Genomic DNA, 15,550 nt, shown 5'->3' with positions numbered 1-15,550 from the left:
GGGCGCCTCACTTCACGACTTGGACGACGTCACCGGGCTGCAGCGTCTGGAAGTACTTCACGGCCGCCGCGTGCGAAAGGTGGACGCAGCCGTGCGACTGCACCTTGAGGCTGCCCTCGTGGAACGCGATGCCGTTCGTGGTGAAGAAGACCGAGTACGGCATGGGCCCGTTGAACTGCTTCGAGTAGTGGTCGATGTCCTTGTACTGGACCTTGAACGTGCCGGTCGGCGTGCGGTGGCCCGCCTTCCCCGAGGTGATCGGGACGCCGCCGTAGGTGACCTTCCCGTTGTCCATCAACCAGGTGGTGTTCGTGCCCAGCTGGATGCAGGCCTTGGCCTGCGGTCCGCACGGCGCTCCGGCCGCCGACGCCGACGGGGCGGCCACCACCGCGGTGGCCCCGATGGCCGCCGCACCAGCGAGGACTCCAGCGATCTTGCGCACCGCATTCATGCCGAACCTCCCATCCGCCCTCTCTGCCGAGGGCCGTCTCCTGGCGGGTTTACCCGTTCGAGGGACGGTTTCCACGTCCAGTGGCGAATTTACCAACTGTTGGTCTAATCAGACGAAAGATACCCTTTGTGGGTGGCTTCCCCGGGCGCCCGGGGCGCGCCATGCTGGGACCGCGTCATTGACGATTCGCCAATACTCGGGAGGCAGCGTGGCCGGGTCAGAGTCCTTCGACTACGTCATCGTCGGCGCGGGCAGCGCGGGGTGCGTGCTCGCGAACCGCCTGACCGAGGACCCGGCCACGAAAGTGCTCCTGCTCGAAGCCGGCGGCGAGGACGACGCCGACGAGGTCAAGATCCCGGCCGCGTTCGCGTCGCTGTTCAAGACGCACCGCGACTGGAACTACGAGACCGTCGAGCAGAAGCACACCGGGAAACCCGCCTACTGGCCGCGGGCGCGGATGCTCGGCGGCTGTTCCTCGATGAACGCGATGATCTACATCCGCGGCAACCGCGCCGACTACGACGGCTGGCGCGATCGCCACGGCGCCACCGGCTGGGGCTACGACGACGTGCTGCCGTACTTCGTCAAGGCGGAGGGCAACACCCGGCTCGGCGGGCCGCTGCACGGCACCGACGGTCCGCTGCGCGTCGAAGACCGCGTGTTCACGCACGAGCTTTCGCGGGCGTGGGTGGATTCGGCGGTGGCGTGGGGTATCAAGCGCACCGACGACTTCAACGGCGAGACGCAGGACGGCGCCGGGCTCTACCAGGTGACCTGCCGCAAGGGCCGCCGCTGGTCGTGCGCCGACGCGTACCTGCGGCCCGCGATGACCAGGCCCAACCTGACCGTGCGGACGAACGCGCCGGTCAGCTCGGTGGTCACCGAGGGCACCCGCGCCGTTGGTGTGTCCTATTTGGACAGCGGGCAGCCGGTGACCGTGCGCGCCGAGCGCGAAGTGCTCCTGTCCGGCGGCGCGATCAACTCGCCGCAGTTGCTGATGCTGTCGGGCATCGGACCGGCCGAGCACCTGCGCGAACACGGGATCGACGTGGTCGCCGCGCTACCGGGCGTCGGGCAGAACCTGCACGACCACCCCGCGGCGCCGATCATCTGGGCCACGCGCGGCACCACCGACGTCGCCGACTCGGCCACGCCTGCCGGGCTGGTGCGCTGGCAGTTGACCAAACGCGGCCCGCTGGCCTCCAACATCGGCGAGGCCGGCGCGTTCTATTCCACTGTGGACGGACTGGAGGCGCCGAACATGCAGGTGCACGTCGCGCCGACCTTGTTCTACGACAACGGTTTGCGCGAGCCGACCGTCGCGGGGTTCACCTCGGCCGCGACGCTCGTCGACGTGGCGAGCCGCGGCAGGCTGCGGCTGCGGTCGGCGAACCCGCGGTGGAAACCGGAAATCGATCCGGACTACTACGCCGAGTCCGCGGACTTCGACGCGATGCAGTCGGCGCTGCGCTCGCTCATCGAGATCGGCCACTCCGGGCCGCTCGCGAAGTTCCTCGACAAGCCCTTCCTGCCCGGGAGCCTCGACCTCGACGACGACGCGCTGGCCGAGCACACGCGGCAGAACACGCAAACGCTCTACCACCCGGTCGGCACGTGCGCGATGGGCGACGGGGAGCAGGCCGTGGTGGACCCGGAGCTGAAGGTGCGCGGGATCGACGGGCTGCGGGTGGTGGACGCCTCGGTGATGCCGGTGGTGCCGCGCGGGAACACCAACGCGCCCACCGTCATGATCGCCGAAAAAGCCGCCGACCTGATCCGCCACGCCTGACCCCGCGCCCCGCGTCAGACACCACGCGATTTTCCCTGACGGGTAAGGAAAATCCCCCACCCGACCCAGGGGGGCGACCCCGCTCCAGCCTACCCCGCCCCAGGGCCGGAAAAGGAGTTGTCCACAGGCGGGCCCGATTGTGGAGTGCCTGTGGACAACTTCCGTGGAAAAGGCGAAGGCCGCGTGCGTCAGCGCTTTCCGTGCAGTACGGTGATCAGTTTCGCGACCAGCGCGTCGGTCTTTTCCTTGCGGGCGAACGTGGTCAGCGCGATCGGGGCGGTGTAGCGCTGGCGCGCGATCGCCTTCGAGCGGGCGAATTCCCGCAGTCCTTCGGGGCCGTGGATGCGGCCGAAGCCCGAGTCGCCGACGCCGCCGAAGGGCAGTGACGCGATACCGGCGAACGAAAGCGGGGCGTTGATCGCGGTCATCCCGGTCCGCAGCCGCCGCGCGAGTTCGGGGCCACGGCGCTTCGAGAAGACGGTCGAGCCGAGGCCGTACCGGGTCGCGTTCGCCTTTTCGAGCGCCTCGTCCATGTCCTTCACCTTCGCGATGGTCACCGTCGGCCCGAAGGTTTCCTCCTGCACCGCTTCGGAGTCCTCAGGGACGTCGACCAGCACGGTCGGCTGGGCGAACCGATCCCCGACCGCGTCCGCGCCGCCGAGCAGCGCCTTCCCGCCGCGGGCCAGCGCGTCCGCGATGTGCCGCCGCACCACCGCGAGCTGCGAAGGCATGGTCATCGGGCCGTACTGGGCGGCCGCGTCCGAGCCCCCGCGCACGTCCTTGCTCTTCTCCACGACCTTCGCGACGAACTCGTCGTGCACCCGCTCGTGCACGTAGACCCGCTCGACGCCGACGCAGGTCTGGCCCGAGTTCGAGAACGCGCCCCACACCGTCGCGTCCGCGGCCGCGTCGAGATCCGCGTCCGCGTCGACGAGCACCGGATCCTTGCCACCCGCCTCGATGACCACCGGCGTGAGCGTTTCGGCCGCCGCGGCCATGATCTTCTTACCGGTGGCGGTGGACCCGGTGAACGCGATCTTGTCCACGCCCGATTTCGTCAACGCGGCGCCGGTCTCGCCGAACCCGGTGATCAGCTGCAACACCGGCGCCTCGGGCACCACCTGCTCGAACGCGTCGACGAGCCACTTGCCGACGCCGGGCGTGTACTCGCTCGGCTTGAACACGACGGCGTTGCCCGCGGCGAGCGCGTAGGTGATCGAGCCGAGCGGCGTGAACACCGGGTAGTTCCACGGCCCGATCACGCCGACCACGCCGAGCGGCTGGTATTCGACGGTCGCCGCCTGGTTCGCCATCAGCAGCCCGGACGACCGCCGCTGCTTGCCGAGCACCTTCCGCGCGTGCTTGCCGGCCCACGCGATGTGCTCGATGCCGAGCACGCTTTCGAGCTGGGCATCCGCGACCGGCTTGCCGGTTTCGTCCCGCACCACGGTGCACAGCTGCGCGAGCCGCCTGGTCAGCACGCCCTTCCAGCGGCGGAGGCGTTCGGCACGGCCGTCGAAGCCGAGCGAGGCCCACCACCGCGCCGCCTCCCGCGCGCGCTCCACCGCGGCCTCGACCTGCGCGCGCGTGTGCACGGGGTAGGTGCCGACGACCTCGTCGGTGGCCGGGTTCAGGGAGTCGAAGGTCTCGCCTGCCGTTTCGAGCGCATCGGCGGCGGGCTGTGTCGCGGTCATGGCGTCTCCGGATCCGGTCGGGTGTGACCCAGGCTACGAGCTTGCTGACATCCTGCCAATACCTCTCCGGCGCGACCGGGAAGGCGTGGCCCAGCATCGCACAGCGCGGGGGCGGATTCACTGGCCGCGAGTGATCCCCCGGTCGTAGGGTTGCGGGAGAACCCAAGGGAGAGATCGATGCGATTCGTCCATTATGGACATTCATGCGTGCTGGTCGAGACGGAGAACGCGAGGATCCTGCTCGATCCCGGCGCTTTTTCCGGCGAGTTCGACAAGGAACGCGAACTCGACGCCATCCTCATCACGCACCAGCACTTCGACCACATCGACGCCGAGCGCCTGCCCCGCCTGCTCGAAGCGAACCCGGGCGCGAAGCTGGTCACCGATCCCGGGTCGGCGGAAACCGTGGAAAAGCTGGGGCTGCCGTCCCGGACCGTGCGCCCCGGCGACTCGTTCGAAGCCGGTGGCACCAAGGTCGACGTGGTCGGCGGGCAGCACGCCGTCATCCACGAAGACATCCCGGTGATCCCGAATGTCGGCTTCGTGCTCGACGGCGGCGCCTTCTACCACCCCGGCGACTCGTTCTTCGTGCCGGAGCAGAAGATCGACATCCTCGGCCTGCCCACCGGCGCGCCCTGGCTCAAGGCGGGCGAAGCCGTCGACTACCTGCGCGCCGTCGCGCCGAGGCTGGCGGTGCCGATCCACGAGATGACGCTCGCGAACCCCGCCATGCACTACGGCCTGTTCACCAACCTGGCGCCGGAGGCCACCGAGGTCAAAGTGCTGGAGAAGGCCGAAGCGACGAAGCTGTGAGCTTGGCGTAGGTCCCGCCGAAGGCCCGGTTCTCCAGCGCGACGTCCACCGCGTCGAGGAAGGCCTGCCGGAGCCCCGGGCGGGCGAGGTCCTTCGCGTCGGCGCCGAGGCGCACCAGCCCGCCTCGGCGCGCGGCGCGGGCGGCGCCGAGCACGAACGCGAAGCAGCGCACGGTCTCGGTCCGCTGCGACTGGCTCGCGAAGTACTGCACACGAGCGCGCGTGACCTCGCCGGAGCGCAGATCGCGAACCGCGGCGAGATCGGCGCACAGCGAGAAACCGTGTGCGCGCAAGGCATCGAGCGTGCCGCGCGAGGCGAGCCAGCGCGGCGGCGCGAACCCGTCCGCGACGAGCCCGGCGCGGTCCAGCGCGGCCGACGCGGCGATCAGCCGCAGCTTCGCCTCGTGCGCGGGGAGCGCGGCGAACTCGGCCTTCTTGCCGAGGCTGACCGCGCGGTGCGTCGGCGTGACGCGGTGGTCGTACCCGTGCAGGAGCAGGGCGTCGCCGCGCCGCGTGCGGGCGCGGACCCAGTCGTCGGCGGGCCCGTCACCGGTGCCAGGGGTGCAGAGCACCGAAAGCGGGACGCCACGGCCGTCGAGCTCGGCCGCGAGGTCGGCGCAGCGGTGCAGGGTTCGCGTGCTGATACCGGAAAGGGAAACGAGCAGCGTAGCGTCCACGCTTCCCAGTGGAACCGACGGAACTGACACCGGACTGACACCCGAGTGAATCTCACGCACCGGTCAAGCGAAGTCGCGCAGCGCGGTCACCGCTTCCGCGATGCGCGCGCGGATCTCCGGATCGGTCACGAGACCGTCCTCGACGGCGGCGCGCACCACCGGAACGCGCGCGCAGGCGTCCTCGACGATCTTCGTGCCCGCGTAGGTGAGCACCGAACGCAGCGAGTCGTGCGCCCCGGCGCCGCCGGTCGGCGCGGCCACCGAGGACGCGTTGATCCAGGCGACCGGCTTCTGGTACATCTCGCCGCCGCCGATCGTCCAGTCGAGCAGGTTCTTGAACGAGCCTGGCAGCGCGCCCGCGTACTCGGGGGTGCAGAAGAGCACGGCGGAGGCGGCCCCGATCGCGGCGCGCAGCTCGGCGACCGGGCCCGGCAGCGGATCGCGGTCGTCGTCGGGGTTGAAGTGCGGGAGACCGGCCATGCCGTCGTAGGTCGTGGTGGTCACACCTTCGGGGGCGAGCGCCGCCGCTGTCGCCAGTACGGCCGCGTTGCTGGAGCCCGCGCGGAGGCTCCCCGAAATCAGGAGTAGCTGCACCCGGCCTACTCTGCCACCGCCACCGATTCCCTGGTGTGGTCGTCCTCGCCCGCTGCCGCGTTGACGCGCTTTTCCGCCTTGATGGAGCGGATCGCGGCGACCACACCGGCCGCCCACAGCGCCACGATCGCCACGTAGACGAGCACGGTGGCGGCCGTGCCCGCGTCGGCGGCCTTGAGCAGCGTCCGCGCGTTCGTGAACACGATGAGCCCGCCCGCGGCCGCGCCGAGCAGCCTCGGCGGCATGCGCCGGACCAGCCACGCGGCGACCGGCGCCGCGAGCACGCCGCCCGCCATCAGGCCGAGCACCACGGTGTAGTTCAGGTTGTGCTCGCTGGACAACGAGAAGAAGAACCCGATGCTGGCCGCGAGCGCCACGATGAACTCGGAGGTGTCGACGGAGCCGACGACCTTCCTCGGTTCGAGCCTGCCCGAGGACAGCAGCGTCGTGGTGGCCACCGGGCCCCAGCCGCCGCCACCGGTCGCGTCGACGAACCCGGCGACGAGCCCGAGCGGCCCGAGGAACCGCGCGCCGGGCCGCTTGTCCGTGATGAGCTTGCCCAGCTTGAGGAACGCGAACCGGATGAGCACGTAGAGCCCGAGCACCAGCAGGATCGTGGTGATCCAGACCTCGGCGAACTCGGTGGACAACGAGGTCAGCACGTACGCGCCGAGCACGGCGCCGATCGCGCCCGGTACGGCGAGGATGCCGACGGTGCGCCAGTCGATGTTGCGGAAGCGCCAGTGCGAAACACCGGAGGCCAGGGAGGTGCCGACCTCCGCGAGGTGCACCGCGGCGGACGCGACGGCCGGGGTCGTGCCCAGCGCGACCAGGGTGGTCGTGGACGTGACGCCGAAGGCCATGCCGAGGGTGCCGTCCACGAGCTGGGCCAGGAACCCGGCCAGCCCGAACAGGACAAGGACGCGCATCAACTCACCTCGAACCCGTCGCGCGAGACATTCTTGATCGAGAGTGACCGCTGTCCACCAGGTGACTCAACCCTTCCCAGATGCTGGATGATGCTCGGCATGGGCAGCGCGTGGATCTCGTTCACCACCGATTACGGACTCGACGACGGCTTCGTCGCCGCCTGTCACGGGGTGATTGCCCGGATCGCGCCGCGGGTACGCGTAATCGACGTCACCCACGCGGTCCCCGCGCAGCGCATCCGGCACGGGGCGAGCGTGCTCGCGCAGACGGTGCCGTACCTGCCGGAATCGGTGCACCTCGCGGTGGTGGATCCCGGGGTCGGCACCGCGCGGCGCGGGATCGTCGTGGTCGCCGAGCGGGGGCTGCTCGTCGGGCCGGACAACGGCCTGCTCGTCCCGGCCGCCGAAGCGCTCGGCGGCGTCGTCGCGGCGTACGAGCTGACCGCGCCGGAGTACCGGTTGCCCGCGGTGTCGGCGACCTTCCACGGCCGCGACGTGTTCGCGCCCGCGGCGGCCCACCTGACCCTCGGCGTCACCCCGCCCGAGTTCGGGCCGCCGGTGACCGAGCCGGTGCGCCTGCCGGAGCCGGTGGTGCGGGTGCGCCCCGGCGAGCTGGTGTCCGAAGTCCTGGTGGTCGACCGGTTCGGCAACGTCCAGCTCGCCGCCACCGGCGAGGACCTGCGCGCGGCTGGGATCGAGGGCAGGGCGGCGGTGGAGGGCATGGACGTGCCGGTGGCCCGCACCTTCGGCGACGTGCGCGTGGGCGAGGCGCTGCTCTACCCCGATTCGGGCGGGCGGCTCGCGGTCGCCATCAACGGCGGTTCCGCGGCGGCCGCGCTGGAGCTCTCCGCGGACCAGGAGGTCACCATCACCTCGTCGCCCTTCGCCAGCTGACCTGGCCGGACCACCGCGACCTTGATGCCGAAGGAAACCCCGCCGCCCGGTTCGCGGCGGTACCCGGCGAGCGTCCGGATCGGCTCCTTGCCCGCCTTGCGGCCGGTCGACTGGTCCACCATCGGCACCGGGCACCGCACGCACACCTTGGCGTAGGCCAGTTCCGCGCTTCCCGCCACCATGCGGCGGATCCGGTCCTCGAAATGCGGTTCGTCCACATCGGACAGGACGAGATTGGGCCGGAACCGGTCGATCGGCACCGGCGCCCCGCCGGCGGCGGCGATCCTGGAGTTCAGATAGTCCAAAGAGGACTCGGACGCGACGTGCAATGCGTGCGCGTCGGCGAATCCCGTGGTGCCGGGCACTTCGCCGCTCGTGACGCGACTGTGCTCCGGCGGCACCCTGACCAGCCTCGACGGCGCGCCCAGCACGGCCGAGAACCATTCGGCCGCCTCGTCCCCCTGGTCGACACCGGCGCCGTCCCAGGTGAACACCGAAACCGGCAGCCGGGGCCCGTCGAACCGCACCGCGAGCCGGAACGGTTCGGCACCGGGCGCGGACAGCGCGAGCACCTTCCCGCCGTCGGCGATCTCCGGCCGCACGACCGCGAGCGCGGGGTGGCGCCGCTGGCTGCGGAACACCCCGTCCTCGCCGACCGCCATGAACGTGCGGTCGTGCTCGATCCCGGCCGGGGTCACCACGGCCGTGTCCAGCTCGGTTCCCGCGCACCCCTTGACGGGGTAGGAGAAGAGCCGTGCGATCAAGGGAGTCACGGCCGCATCTTACGACCGGATCAGAGCACCTGGGAAAGGAATTGTTGCAGGCGCGGGCTTTGCGGCTTGTCGAAGACGTCCTCCGGCGTGCCGTACTCGACGATCTTGCCGCGGTCCATGAAGGCGACCTTGTCGGCGACGCTGCGCGCGAACCCCATCTCGTGCGTGACCACGATGAGCGTGAGCCCGCGTTCGGCGAGCCCCGCCATCAGGTCCAGCACGCCCTTGACGAGTTCGGGGTCGAGCGCGCTGGTGGCCTCGTCGAACAGCATGACCTCGGGATCCATCGCGAGCGCCCGCGCGATCGCGACCCGCTGCTGCTGCCCGCCGGACAGCGCGGCCGGCCGGTACGGCGCCTTGTCCGCGAGCCCCACGTCGGCGAGCCGTGCCAGCGCGACCGCTTCGGCCGCGGACTTGTCCAGCTTCTTCACACTCCGCAGCGGCAACGTGATGTTGTCCAGCACGCTGCGGTGCCCGAACAGGTTGAAGTGCTGGAACACCATGCCGACGCGCTGGCGCAGCCGGTCGGGGTCGGCCTTGATCACGCTCTCGCCGTCGAACAGCAGATCGCCGGAATCGGGCTCCTGCAAGCGGTTCACGCATCGCAGCAGCGTCGACTTGCCCGAACCGGACGGCCCGATCACGCACACCGTCTCGCCGCGGGGGACGGCCAGGTCCACACCGCGCAGCACTTCTAGGGTCCCGAACGAAACGTGGATGTCGCGCAGTTCCACGCTCGCCGACTGGGTGGTGGTGCTCATACGCTCCCCGGTACTCCCGCCGCGCCGACGCCCATCTCGTCCGGGTCGGTGGTGACCTTCCGCCCGGTGCGCAGCTTCTTGTCGATGAGGTTCACCAGGTGCGTCAGCGGCACCGTGATCACCAGGTACAGCACGCCCGCCGCGACGAGCGGCGAGAGGTTCCCGGTGTTGGCCGCGAGGTCCTGGCCGATCCGGAACAGGTCCCGCTGCTCGGCGACGAACCCGAGGAAGTACACCAGGCTGGAATCCTTCACCAGCGAGATGAACTGGTTCACCAGCGCGGGCAGCACGCGCCGCACGCCCTGCGGGATGATCACCAGCAGCATCGCCTTGCCGTAGCTCATCCCGAGCGCGCGGCTGGCCTCCATCTGTCCTTTTTCGACACTTTGGATACCGGCGCGGAAGATCTCGCCGATGTAGGCGGCCGCGATCAGGCTCAGCGCCAGAATCCCCAGCGGGTAAGGGTTCGTGCCGACGATGTCGCGCGCGAGGATGCCAAGGCCCTGCCCGATCACCAGGATCACCAGGATCGCGGGCAGGCCGCGGAAGATGTCGGTGTAGATCCGCGCCGGCCAGCGCAGCCAGCGCTTCGTGGACAGCCCCATCACCGCGAGCACCATGCCGAGCACCGCGCCGATGACCGAGGAGATGACCGCGAGGATCAGCGTGTTCGGCAGGCCGGTCTTGAGCAGGTCGGGAAAGACTTCCTTGATGTAGTCCCAGTTCAGGAACGTGTCGACGAACTGGTCCATTACTTCTTACCCGAGAACTGCGGCGCGACCGGGGCGGTCGGCATGAACTGCTGGTGCAGCTTCAGCCAGGTGCCGTCCGCGATCACCTGCTTGAGCCCGTCGTTGAGCTTGCCGAGCAGTTCGCTGTTGCCGTGCTTGACCGCGTAGCCGTGCGGCGTGTCGGTGGTGAACGACTTGGCGATCTTCAGCTTCTCGGCCGGGTTGGCCTTCTGGTAGGACTCCGCGGTCGCCTGGTCGAACACCGACCCGTCGACGGCGGCGGTCTTCAGCGCGCTGAGCGCGGCCGCGTCGTTGGGGAAGCGCACGATCTGCGCGGACGGCGCGGTCGCGCCGAGCCAGGCGTCCGAGGCCGTGCCCTGCACGACGCCGATCCGCTTGCCGGACAAGGACTTCTCGTCCGTGATCGGCGAGCCCTCCTTGACCTCGATGGACAGCGACTGGAAGTTGTACGGGGCGGAGAAGTCGACGGTCTTCTTCCGGTCCGGGGTCTGTGCGATCGCCGAGGACGCGATGTCGAACTGTCCACTCACGACTTTCCCGAGCAGCGCGGAGAAGTCGGTGCCGACGAACTCGAGCTTCAGCCCCTCCTTCTGCGCGATCGCCGAAAGCAGCTCGTTGTCGAACCCGGTGAACTTCCCGTTCTCCTGGTAGATGTTCGGCGGCGAGTCCGGCAGCGTGCCGACCCGCAGCGTGCCCGTGTCCCCGCCGCCGCAGGCGGCGAGCACGGCGAGCAGCGCGGCGACGACCGGCACGACCGACAACTTCTTCATCACTGTTCCCTTCACCGGTGTGGCTAGGTTGTGTTTTTAAGCGGCGGAGCCGCTTGAGTGGGCCATCAGCTCGCACCGCCGCGGGTTCTCAGCGTTCTTCTCGCGAGGACAGCTCCAACGTGGTGAATTGGCATTCATGAGTTGGAGATCCCGGAGTGAGAAGGAGGCTGAGGTTCTGCCACCCGCACCGCCACGCAGCTCAACCACTGTCAAACACTTCCCTTCACCGGCCGCTACGCGCCGGGGTTGGTCACCGGGAGGCCGGGGCCACCGGGTTCCAGTTCCTTCGGCAGGGGCTCTGCCTTGAAGAACTGTTCGTGCAGGCGCTTCACCGTGCCGTCCGCGATGAGCTTGGCGAGCCCGTCGTTGAGCTTCTTCAACAGCTCCTTGTTGTCCTTGCGGACCGCGAACGCGGACGGGGTGTCCTTGCTCTCCACCCGGTAGCCGATTTCGAGCTGCGCGTCGGCGTTCTGCTCGATGTACTTCTTGCCGATGTCGGCGGGCACCACCCAGCCGTCGAGGCCGCCGGTGCGCAGCTGCGCGAAACCCGCGTTGTAGTCGGGGAAGCGCGCCACGTTCGCGCCGGGGAGCCGCTTCGTCGCGAAGTCGTCCTGGACCGAGGCCTGCACGACGCCGACCCGCTTGCCGCCGAACGCCGCCGGGTCCTTGAGGTCGGCGCCCTTCTTCGTCACGATCGCGGTGAACTCGGTGTTGTAGCCGTTGGTGAAGGCGACCGTCTTCTTGCGCGCTTCGGTGGTCGAGATCGTGGAGCTGCCGATGTCGAAGTTCCGGTTCGCGACGCTGGCGAGCAGGCCGGAGAAATCCGTGCCGACGAACTTCAGCTCGAAGCCCTCGCGCTTGCCGATCTCGCGCAGCAGCTCGTTGTCGTAGCCGGTGTACTGGCCGTTCTCGAAGTAGATGGACGGCGGGGCGTCGGGCAGCGTGCCCACCCGCAGCGCGGCGTTCGGGTCACTGGCGGACGCGCCGCACGCGGTGAGCGCGACGGTGACCGCTCCGGTCGCGACGACGGCGATGGCCTTCCACAGCGTGGATCTCATGCTTCTCTTCTTCGGCTCTGGCGGGTTCCCGCGATGAGAGAGCGCCAGGGTACGGGTTCGGCCACTGGCGCTCGTCGATTCGGCGCCCACGATATGGAAACCACTCGAACGAGTACTTGCTTCCCATCCTGTGGGCGGGTGCCCGAGTTCACAGGATGGGCTGCGGCACATACTCCGCCGCTTCGGGGAACCGCGCCAGCACCTCTTCCACGCGTTTCGCGATGGTCTGGACCTGACTGGTCGCCACGCCGGTGAAGCCGAGCGGATCGGCCAGCAGTGCGTCCAGTTCGGACCGTTCCAACGGCAGCCGGTCGTCCGCGGCGAACCGGTCGAGCAGGTCGTTTTCCGCCTGGCCCTCCCGCATCGCGAGCGCGACGGCCACCGCGTTCTCCTTGATCGCCTCGTGCGCGCTCTCCCTGCCGACGCCGCCGCGCACCGCAGCCATCAGCACCTTGGTGGTGGCCAGGAACGGCAGGTACCGGTCCAGCTCGCGCGCGACGACCGCGGGGAACGCGCCGAACTCGCGCAGCACCGTGAGGAAGGTCTCCAGCAGCCCGTCGATCGCGAAGAACGCGTCGGGCAGCGCGACCCGGCGCACCACGGAATCCGAGACGTCGCCCTCGTTCCACTGGTCACCGGCCAGCTCGCCAAGCATGGACAGGTAGCCGCGCAGCACGACGGCGAGCCCGTTGACCCGTTCGCACGAACGCGTGTTCATCTTGTGCGGCATGGCGGACGAGCCGACCTGGCCGGGCTGGAAGCCCTCGGTGACCAGCTCGTGGCCCGCCATCAGCCGGATCGTCTTGGCCAGGCTCGACGGCGCGGCGGCGATCTGCACCACCGAGGACAGCACGTCGAAGTCGAGCGAACGCGGGTAGACTTGGCCGACGCTGGTGAACCGGCGGTCGAACCCGAGGTGCCCGGCGACCCTGTCCTCCAGTTCGTCCAAAGTGGACTCGTCGCCGAGCAGGTCGAGCATGTCCTGCGCGGTGCCGACCGGGCCCTTGATGCCCCGCAACGGATAGCGGGCGATCAGCTCGTCGAGCCGTTCGAAGGCGACCAGCAGCTCGTCGGCGGCGGTCGCGAAGCGCTTGCCCAGCGTCGTCGCCTGTGCCGCGACGTTGTGCGAACGGCCCGCCATCACCAGGTCTTCGTGCTCCACGGCGAGCGAGGCCAGCTTCGCCAGCACCGCGACGGCCCGGCTGCGCACCAGCTCCAGCGAGCGCCGGATCTGCAGCTGCTCGACGTTCTCGGTGAGGTCGCGCGAGGTCATGCCCTTGTGGATGTGCTCGTGCCCGGCGAGCGCGTTGAACTCCTCGATGCGCGCCTTCACGTCGTGCCGCGTGACCCGCTCGCGCGCCGCGATGGACTCCAGGTCCACCTGGTCCAGCACCCGCTCGTAGTCCTCGACGACCCCGTCACCGACCTCGACGCCCAGCTCGTGCTGCGCGCGGAGCACGGCGAGCCACAACTCGCGCTCCAGCTTGACCTTCTGCTCCGGCGACCACAGCGACACCAGCTCCGGCGAGGCGTAGCGGCTGGCAAGGACGTTCGGAATGCGGGGCTTGTCCGTCACGGCCACAGGTTAGCAATGAGACCGAAAGCAAGCCGCCGGAGAAGAACGCTCGACCTGCGCGAATCGCTTGCTTTCGGTCGGTTTGATATCTACTGGCACAGCACCGCTCAGCTCAGTGCGCTGCGCAGCATGCGCGCGGCGGCCGCCCTCGGCTCGGGGTCGACCGCGACCAGCGCGTTCACCACCGCGCCGTCGACGAGCGCGATGAGCCGGTACAGCTCGTCCTCGGTCATCGGCGAGCCGGAACGTTCGAAGATCTCCAGCATCAGGCTGCGCAGCTCGACGTTCAGCTCGCTCATCAGCGGGCGCAGGTACTTCCGGCGGCCGGTCACGACCAGGCGTTCGTACCGCAGGAGCACCGCTTCGGCGTCGGCTTCCCGGTCCTCCTGCTCGGGGCCGAGGAGGAGTTCGAGCACCAGGTCGGTCTGCGCGTTCACGTCGCGGTCCCGCGTCGCGAGGTCTTCGAGGCACCGGCGGCCCTGCGCCAGCTCGACCCGCGAATGGTGCTCGACCGCGGCCGTGACGAGTTCTTCGAGCGAGTCGAAGTAGTAGGTGGTCGACGCCAGCGGCAGTCCGGCGCGCTCCGCGACCGCCCGGTGCCGTATCGCGTCGAACCCGCCCTCGACCAGCAGATCGGCGGCGGCCTCGACGAGGGCGGCACGGCGCCGCTCACCTTTGGGCGTGCTCGCGGCTGCGGTCATGCTGCCCCATCTTGCCCCACGGCCACCCTGGCCGTGCCGACCCGCGGACTTCGCCGTCAGAACTGGGCGGCGAGTTTCGTGGCGACGCGCTGGACGTCGTTCGGGAACGGGGCCGACGATCCTGGCTGTGGCGCGCTCAGCACCACCAGGGTGCCGCCCTTCGCCGTCTGCCGTTCGGCGAGCGCCGCGCCCTGCGGCGGTACCGACCTGGGAACGGGCACTCCCGGCGGGTAGAGCGCCACGGAGTAGGTGCCCGCGTTGGCGCCGTCGACCACCGGGAACCCGGCGGACCGCGCCGCCGTCGAACAGGCGCGGCCCGGCGACGGCTGGGCTCCAGCGGTGACCGGGATCTCGCCAGCGAGGGCGGTGGCGAGATCCCGGTCGACCTGGTCGCACCCGGAGGTGCTCCCGGCCCGAGGGCCGGTCTCCCCTGACCCTTCACCCCCCTGCTCGGGATTAGGAGTCGGGGAAGTCTGGGTGTTCGCATTCGGTGGACGCGCGGGGGTGGGCCCCGGTTGCCCCTGCACGCTGAATTGCGGTGCGGACTTGCCGGGCGCGGGCGCGCTCGCGGTGTCGTTGGCGGGCTGGGCCCTGGCGAAGAAGAGGTATCCGACGACCGCGAACCCGGCGATGAGCAGCACCACGGACGCGGCGGCCGAGGTCAGCACGGTGCGGCGGCGCGCTGCCGCCCTCGCCGACGAGGCGCGCACGTCGCCGATGGAGAAGGACGCGGGCGGTGGTTCGCCCGCCGCGTCGGAGAACAGGGTCTCCAGCTCCTGGTCATCCACGCGTGTCCACCTCCTCCAGCACGCCGCGCAGGTTCGCCAGCCCCCTTGCCGTCTGGCTCTTCACGTTTCCTTCGCTGCAGCCGAGCGCCTTCGCGACGCCCGCCACGTCCAGCCCCTCGAAGTACCTCAGTACGAGCACCGCCCGCTGCTTCGGCGGCACCTTGCGCAGCCCGGCCAGGAGGTCCTCCCGCGTCGCCACCTGCTCGTCGACGCGGACGGGCGCCTGCTCCGGCTCCGGCATCTCGTCCACATACCGTTCCCTCCGCCACGGCCTCCTCGACTCGTCGATCGAGGCCCTGACGAGCGTTTTGCGCAGGTAGGCGTCCGTCGCGGCCCGGTCGCGGATCTTGCGCCACCGCCGGTGCAGTGCGACGAACGCGGTCTGCGCCAGGTCGTCCGCGCGATGCCAGTCACCGCAGAGCATGTACGCGGTGCGGCGCACGGAGTCGCGCCTTGCGGCGAAGTACTCCGCGAACTCCTGCTCGTCGCGCTGGTCCACGCGGCTTGTTCTCCGCTTCGTCGTGCGTTCAG

General features: G+C 69.9%; 17 protein-coding genes. 3 read left to right on the top strand and 14 right to left on the bottom strand.

Features of this window, described 5'->3' with window-relative positions; genetic code table 11:
- Nucleotides 1–7 precede the first annotated feature (7 nt).
- Nucleotides 8–451, bottom strand: a complete 444-nt coding sequence (locus tag HUW46_RS21595) for a L,D-transpeptidase (RefSeq protein WP_215548992.1) — start codon at nucleotides 449–451, stop codon at nucleotides 8–10.
- Between the two features lie 208 nt (nucleotides 452–659).
- Between HUW46_RS21595 and HUW46_RS21590 the strand changes: the two genes are divergently transcribed.
- A complete protein-coding gene (locus HUW46_RS21590; protein ID WP_215548991.1) occupies nucleotides 660–2,240 on the top strand; it encodes a GMC family oxidoreductase in 1,581 nt (526 codons plus the stop codon).
- A 188-nt stretch (nucleotides 2,241–2,428) separates the two neighbouring features.
- Here the strand turns inward: HUW46_RS21590 and HUW46_RS21585 are convergent, their stop codons facing one another.
- Entirely contained in the window at nucleotides 2,429–3,934 is a 1,506-nt protein-coding gene (locus tag HUW46_RS21585; RefSeq protein WP_215548990.1) for an aldehyde dehydrogenase family protein, read from the bottom strand.
- Nucleotides 3,935–4,111: 177 nt separating this feature from the next.
- On the opposite strand from HUW46_RS21585, the gene HUW46_RS21580 reads away from it, so the two are divergent.
- Complete coding sequence (locus tag HUW46_RS21580; RefSeq protein WP_215548989.1) at nucleotides 4,112–4,747, top strand: MBL fold metallo-hydrolase; 636 nt, start codon at nucleotides 4,112–4,114, stop codon at nucleotides 4,745–4,747.
- Here HUW46_RS21580 and HUW46_RS21575 read toward each other — a convergent pair.
- From HUW46_RS21575 to HUW46_RS21565, 3 genes are all read right to left on the bottom strand, one after another.
- Nucleotides 4,710–5,423 (bottom strand): DUF2334 domain-containing protein, encoded by a 714-nt coding sequence (locus tag HUW46_RS21575; protein WP_254126405.1) that lies wholly within the window; start codon nucleotides 5,421–5,423, stop codon nucleotides 4,710–4,712. The genes HUW46_RS21580 and HUW46_RS21575 overlap by 38 nt on opposite strands.
- 63 nt (nucleotides 5,424–5,486) lie before the next feature.
- Nucleotides 5,487–6,017 carry an NADPH-dependent FMN reductase gene (locus tag HUW46_RS21570; RefSeq protein ID WP_215548988.1) on the bottom strand — a complete coding sequence of 177 codons (531 nt, stop codon included), beginning with the start codon at nucleotides 6,015–6,017 and terminating at the stop codon, nucleotides 5,487–5,489.
- Nucleotides 6,018–6,022: 5 nt separating this feature from the next.
- A complete protein-coding gene (locus HUW46_RS21565; RefSeq protein WP_215548987.1) occupies nucleotides 6,023–6,946 on the bottom strand; it encodes a sulfite exporter TauE/SafE family protein in 924 nt (307 codons plus the stop codon).
- Nucleotides 6,947–7,045: 99 nt separating this feature from the next.
- On the opposite strand from HUW46_RS21565, the gene HUW46_RS21560 reads away from it, so the two are divergent.
- Nucleotides 7,046–7,840, top strand: coding sequence for an SAM hydrolase/SAM-dependent halogenase family protein (locus HUW46_RS21560; RefSeq protein WP_215548986.1), 795 nt, complete (start codon nucleotides 7,046–7,048; stop codon nucleotides 7,838–7,840).
- On the opposite strand, the gene HUW46_RS21555 is transcribed toward HUW46_RS21560, so the two are convergent.
- The 9 genes from HUW46_RS21555 to HUW46_RS21515 form a co-directional block, all read right to left on the bottom strand.
- Nucleotides 7,723–8,613: an MOSC domain-containing protein gene (locus tag HUW46_RS21555; protein WP_254126403.1), complete on the bottom strand. Its 891-nt coding sequence runs from the start codon at nucleotides 8,611–8,613 to the stop codon at nucleotides 7,723–7,725. The genes HUW46_RS21560 and HUW46_RS21555 overlap by 118 nt on opposite strands.
- Nucleotides 8,614–8,633: 20 nt before the next feature.
- Nucleotides 8,634–9,374: an amino acid ABC transporter ATP-binding protein gene (locus HUW46_RS21550; protein WP_215548985.1), complete on the bottom strand. Its 741-nt coding sequence runs from the start codon at nucleotides 9,372–9,374 to the stop codon at nucleotides 8,634–8,636.
- Nucleotides 9,371–10,126, bottom strand: a complete 756-nt coding sequence (locus HUW46_RS21545) for an amino acid ABC transporter permease (RefSeq protein WP_215548984.1) — start codon at nucleotides 10,124–10,126, stop codon at nucleotides 9,371–9,373. Before HUW46_RS21545 ends, HUW46_RS21550 begins: the two co-directional genes overlap by 4 nt.
- Nucleotides 10,126–10,896, bottom strand: coding sequence for an ABC transporter substrate-binding protein (locus HUW46_RS21540; RefSeq protein WP_215548983.1), 771 nt, complete (start codon nucleotides 10,894–10,896; stop codon nucleotides 10,126–10,128). Before HUW46_RS21540 ends, HUW46_RS21545 begins: the two co-directional genes overlap by 1 nt.
- Nucleotides 10,897–11,129: 233 nt before the next feature.
- On the bottom strand, nucleotides 11,130–11,954 hold the full coding sequence (locus HUW46_RS21535; protein WP_215548982.1) for a substrate-binding periplasmic protein: 825 nt from the start codon (nucleotides 11,952–11,954) through the stop codon (nucleotides 11,130–11,132).
- Between the two features lie 148 nt (nucleotides 11,955–12,102).
- Nucleotides 12,103–13,530 carry an adenylosuccinate lyase gene (gene purB / locus HUW46_RS21530; RefSeq protein WP_215548981.1) on the bottom strand — a complete coding sequence of 476 codons (1,428 nt, stop codon included), beginning with the start codon at nucleotides 13,528–13,530 and terminating at the stop codon, nucleotides 12,103–12,105.
- Between the two features lie 107 nt (nucleotides 13,531–13,637).
- The gene (locus HUW46_RS21525) at nucleotides 13,638–14,231 is read right to left on the bottom strand and encodes a TetR/AcrR family transcriptional regulator (RefSeq protein WP_215548980.1); all 594 of its coding nucleotides are present in this window, start codon (nucleotides 14,229–14,231) and stop codon (nucleotides 13,638–13,640) included.
- Nucleotides 14,232–14,287: 56 nt separating this feature from the next.
- Nucleotides 14,288–15,019 carry a hypothetical protein gene (locus HUW46_RS21520; RefSeq protein WP_215548979.1) on the bottom strand — a complete coding sequence of 244 codons (732 nt, stop codon included), beginning with the start codon at nucleotides 15,017–15,019 and terminating at the stop codon, nucleotides 14,288–14,290.
- Complete coding sequence (locus HUW46_RS21515) at nucleotides 15,012–15,518, bottom strand: SigE family RNA polymerase sigma factor (RefSeq protein ID WP_215548978.1); 507 nt, start codon at nucleotides 15,516–15,518, stop codon at nucleotides 15,012–15,014. The genes HUW46_RS21520 and HUW46_RS21515 overlap by 8 nt, the downstream gene beginning before the upstream one ends.
- Between the last annotated feature and the right edge of the window lie 32 nt (nucleotides 15,519–15,550).

Source organism: Amycolatopsis sp. CA-230715 (genome assembly GCF_018736145.1).
Taxonomy (GTDB): Bacteria; Actinomycetota; Actinomycetes; order Mycobacteriales; family Pseudonocardiaceae; genus Amycolatopsis.
This window is presented reverse-complemented; position numbering and strand designations above follow the sequence as displayed.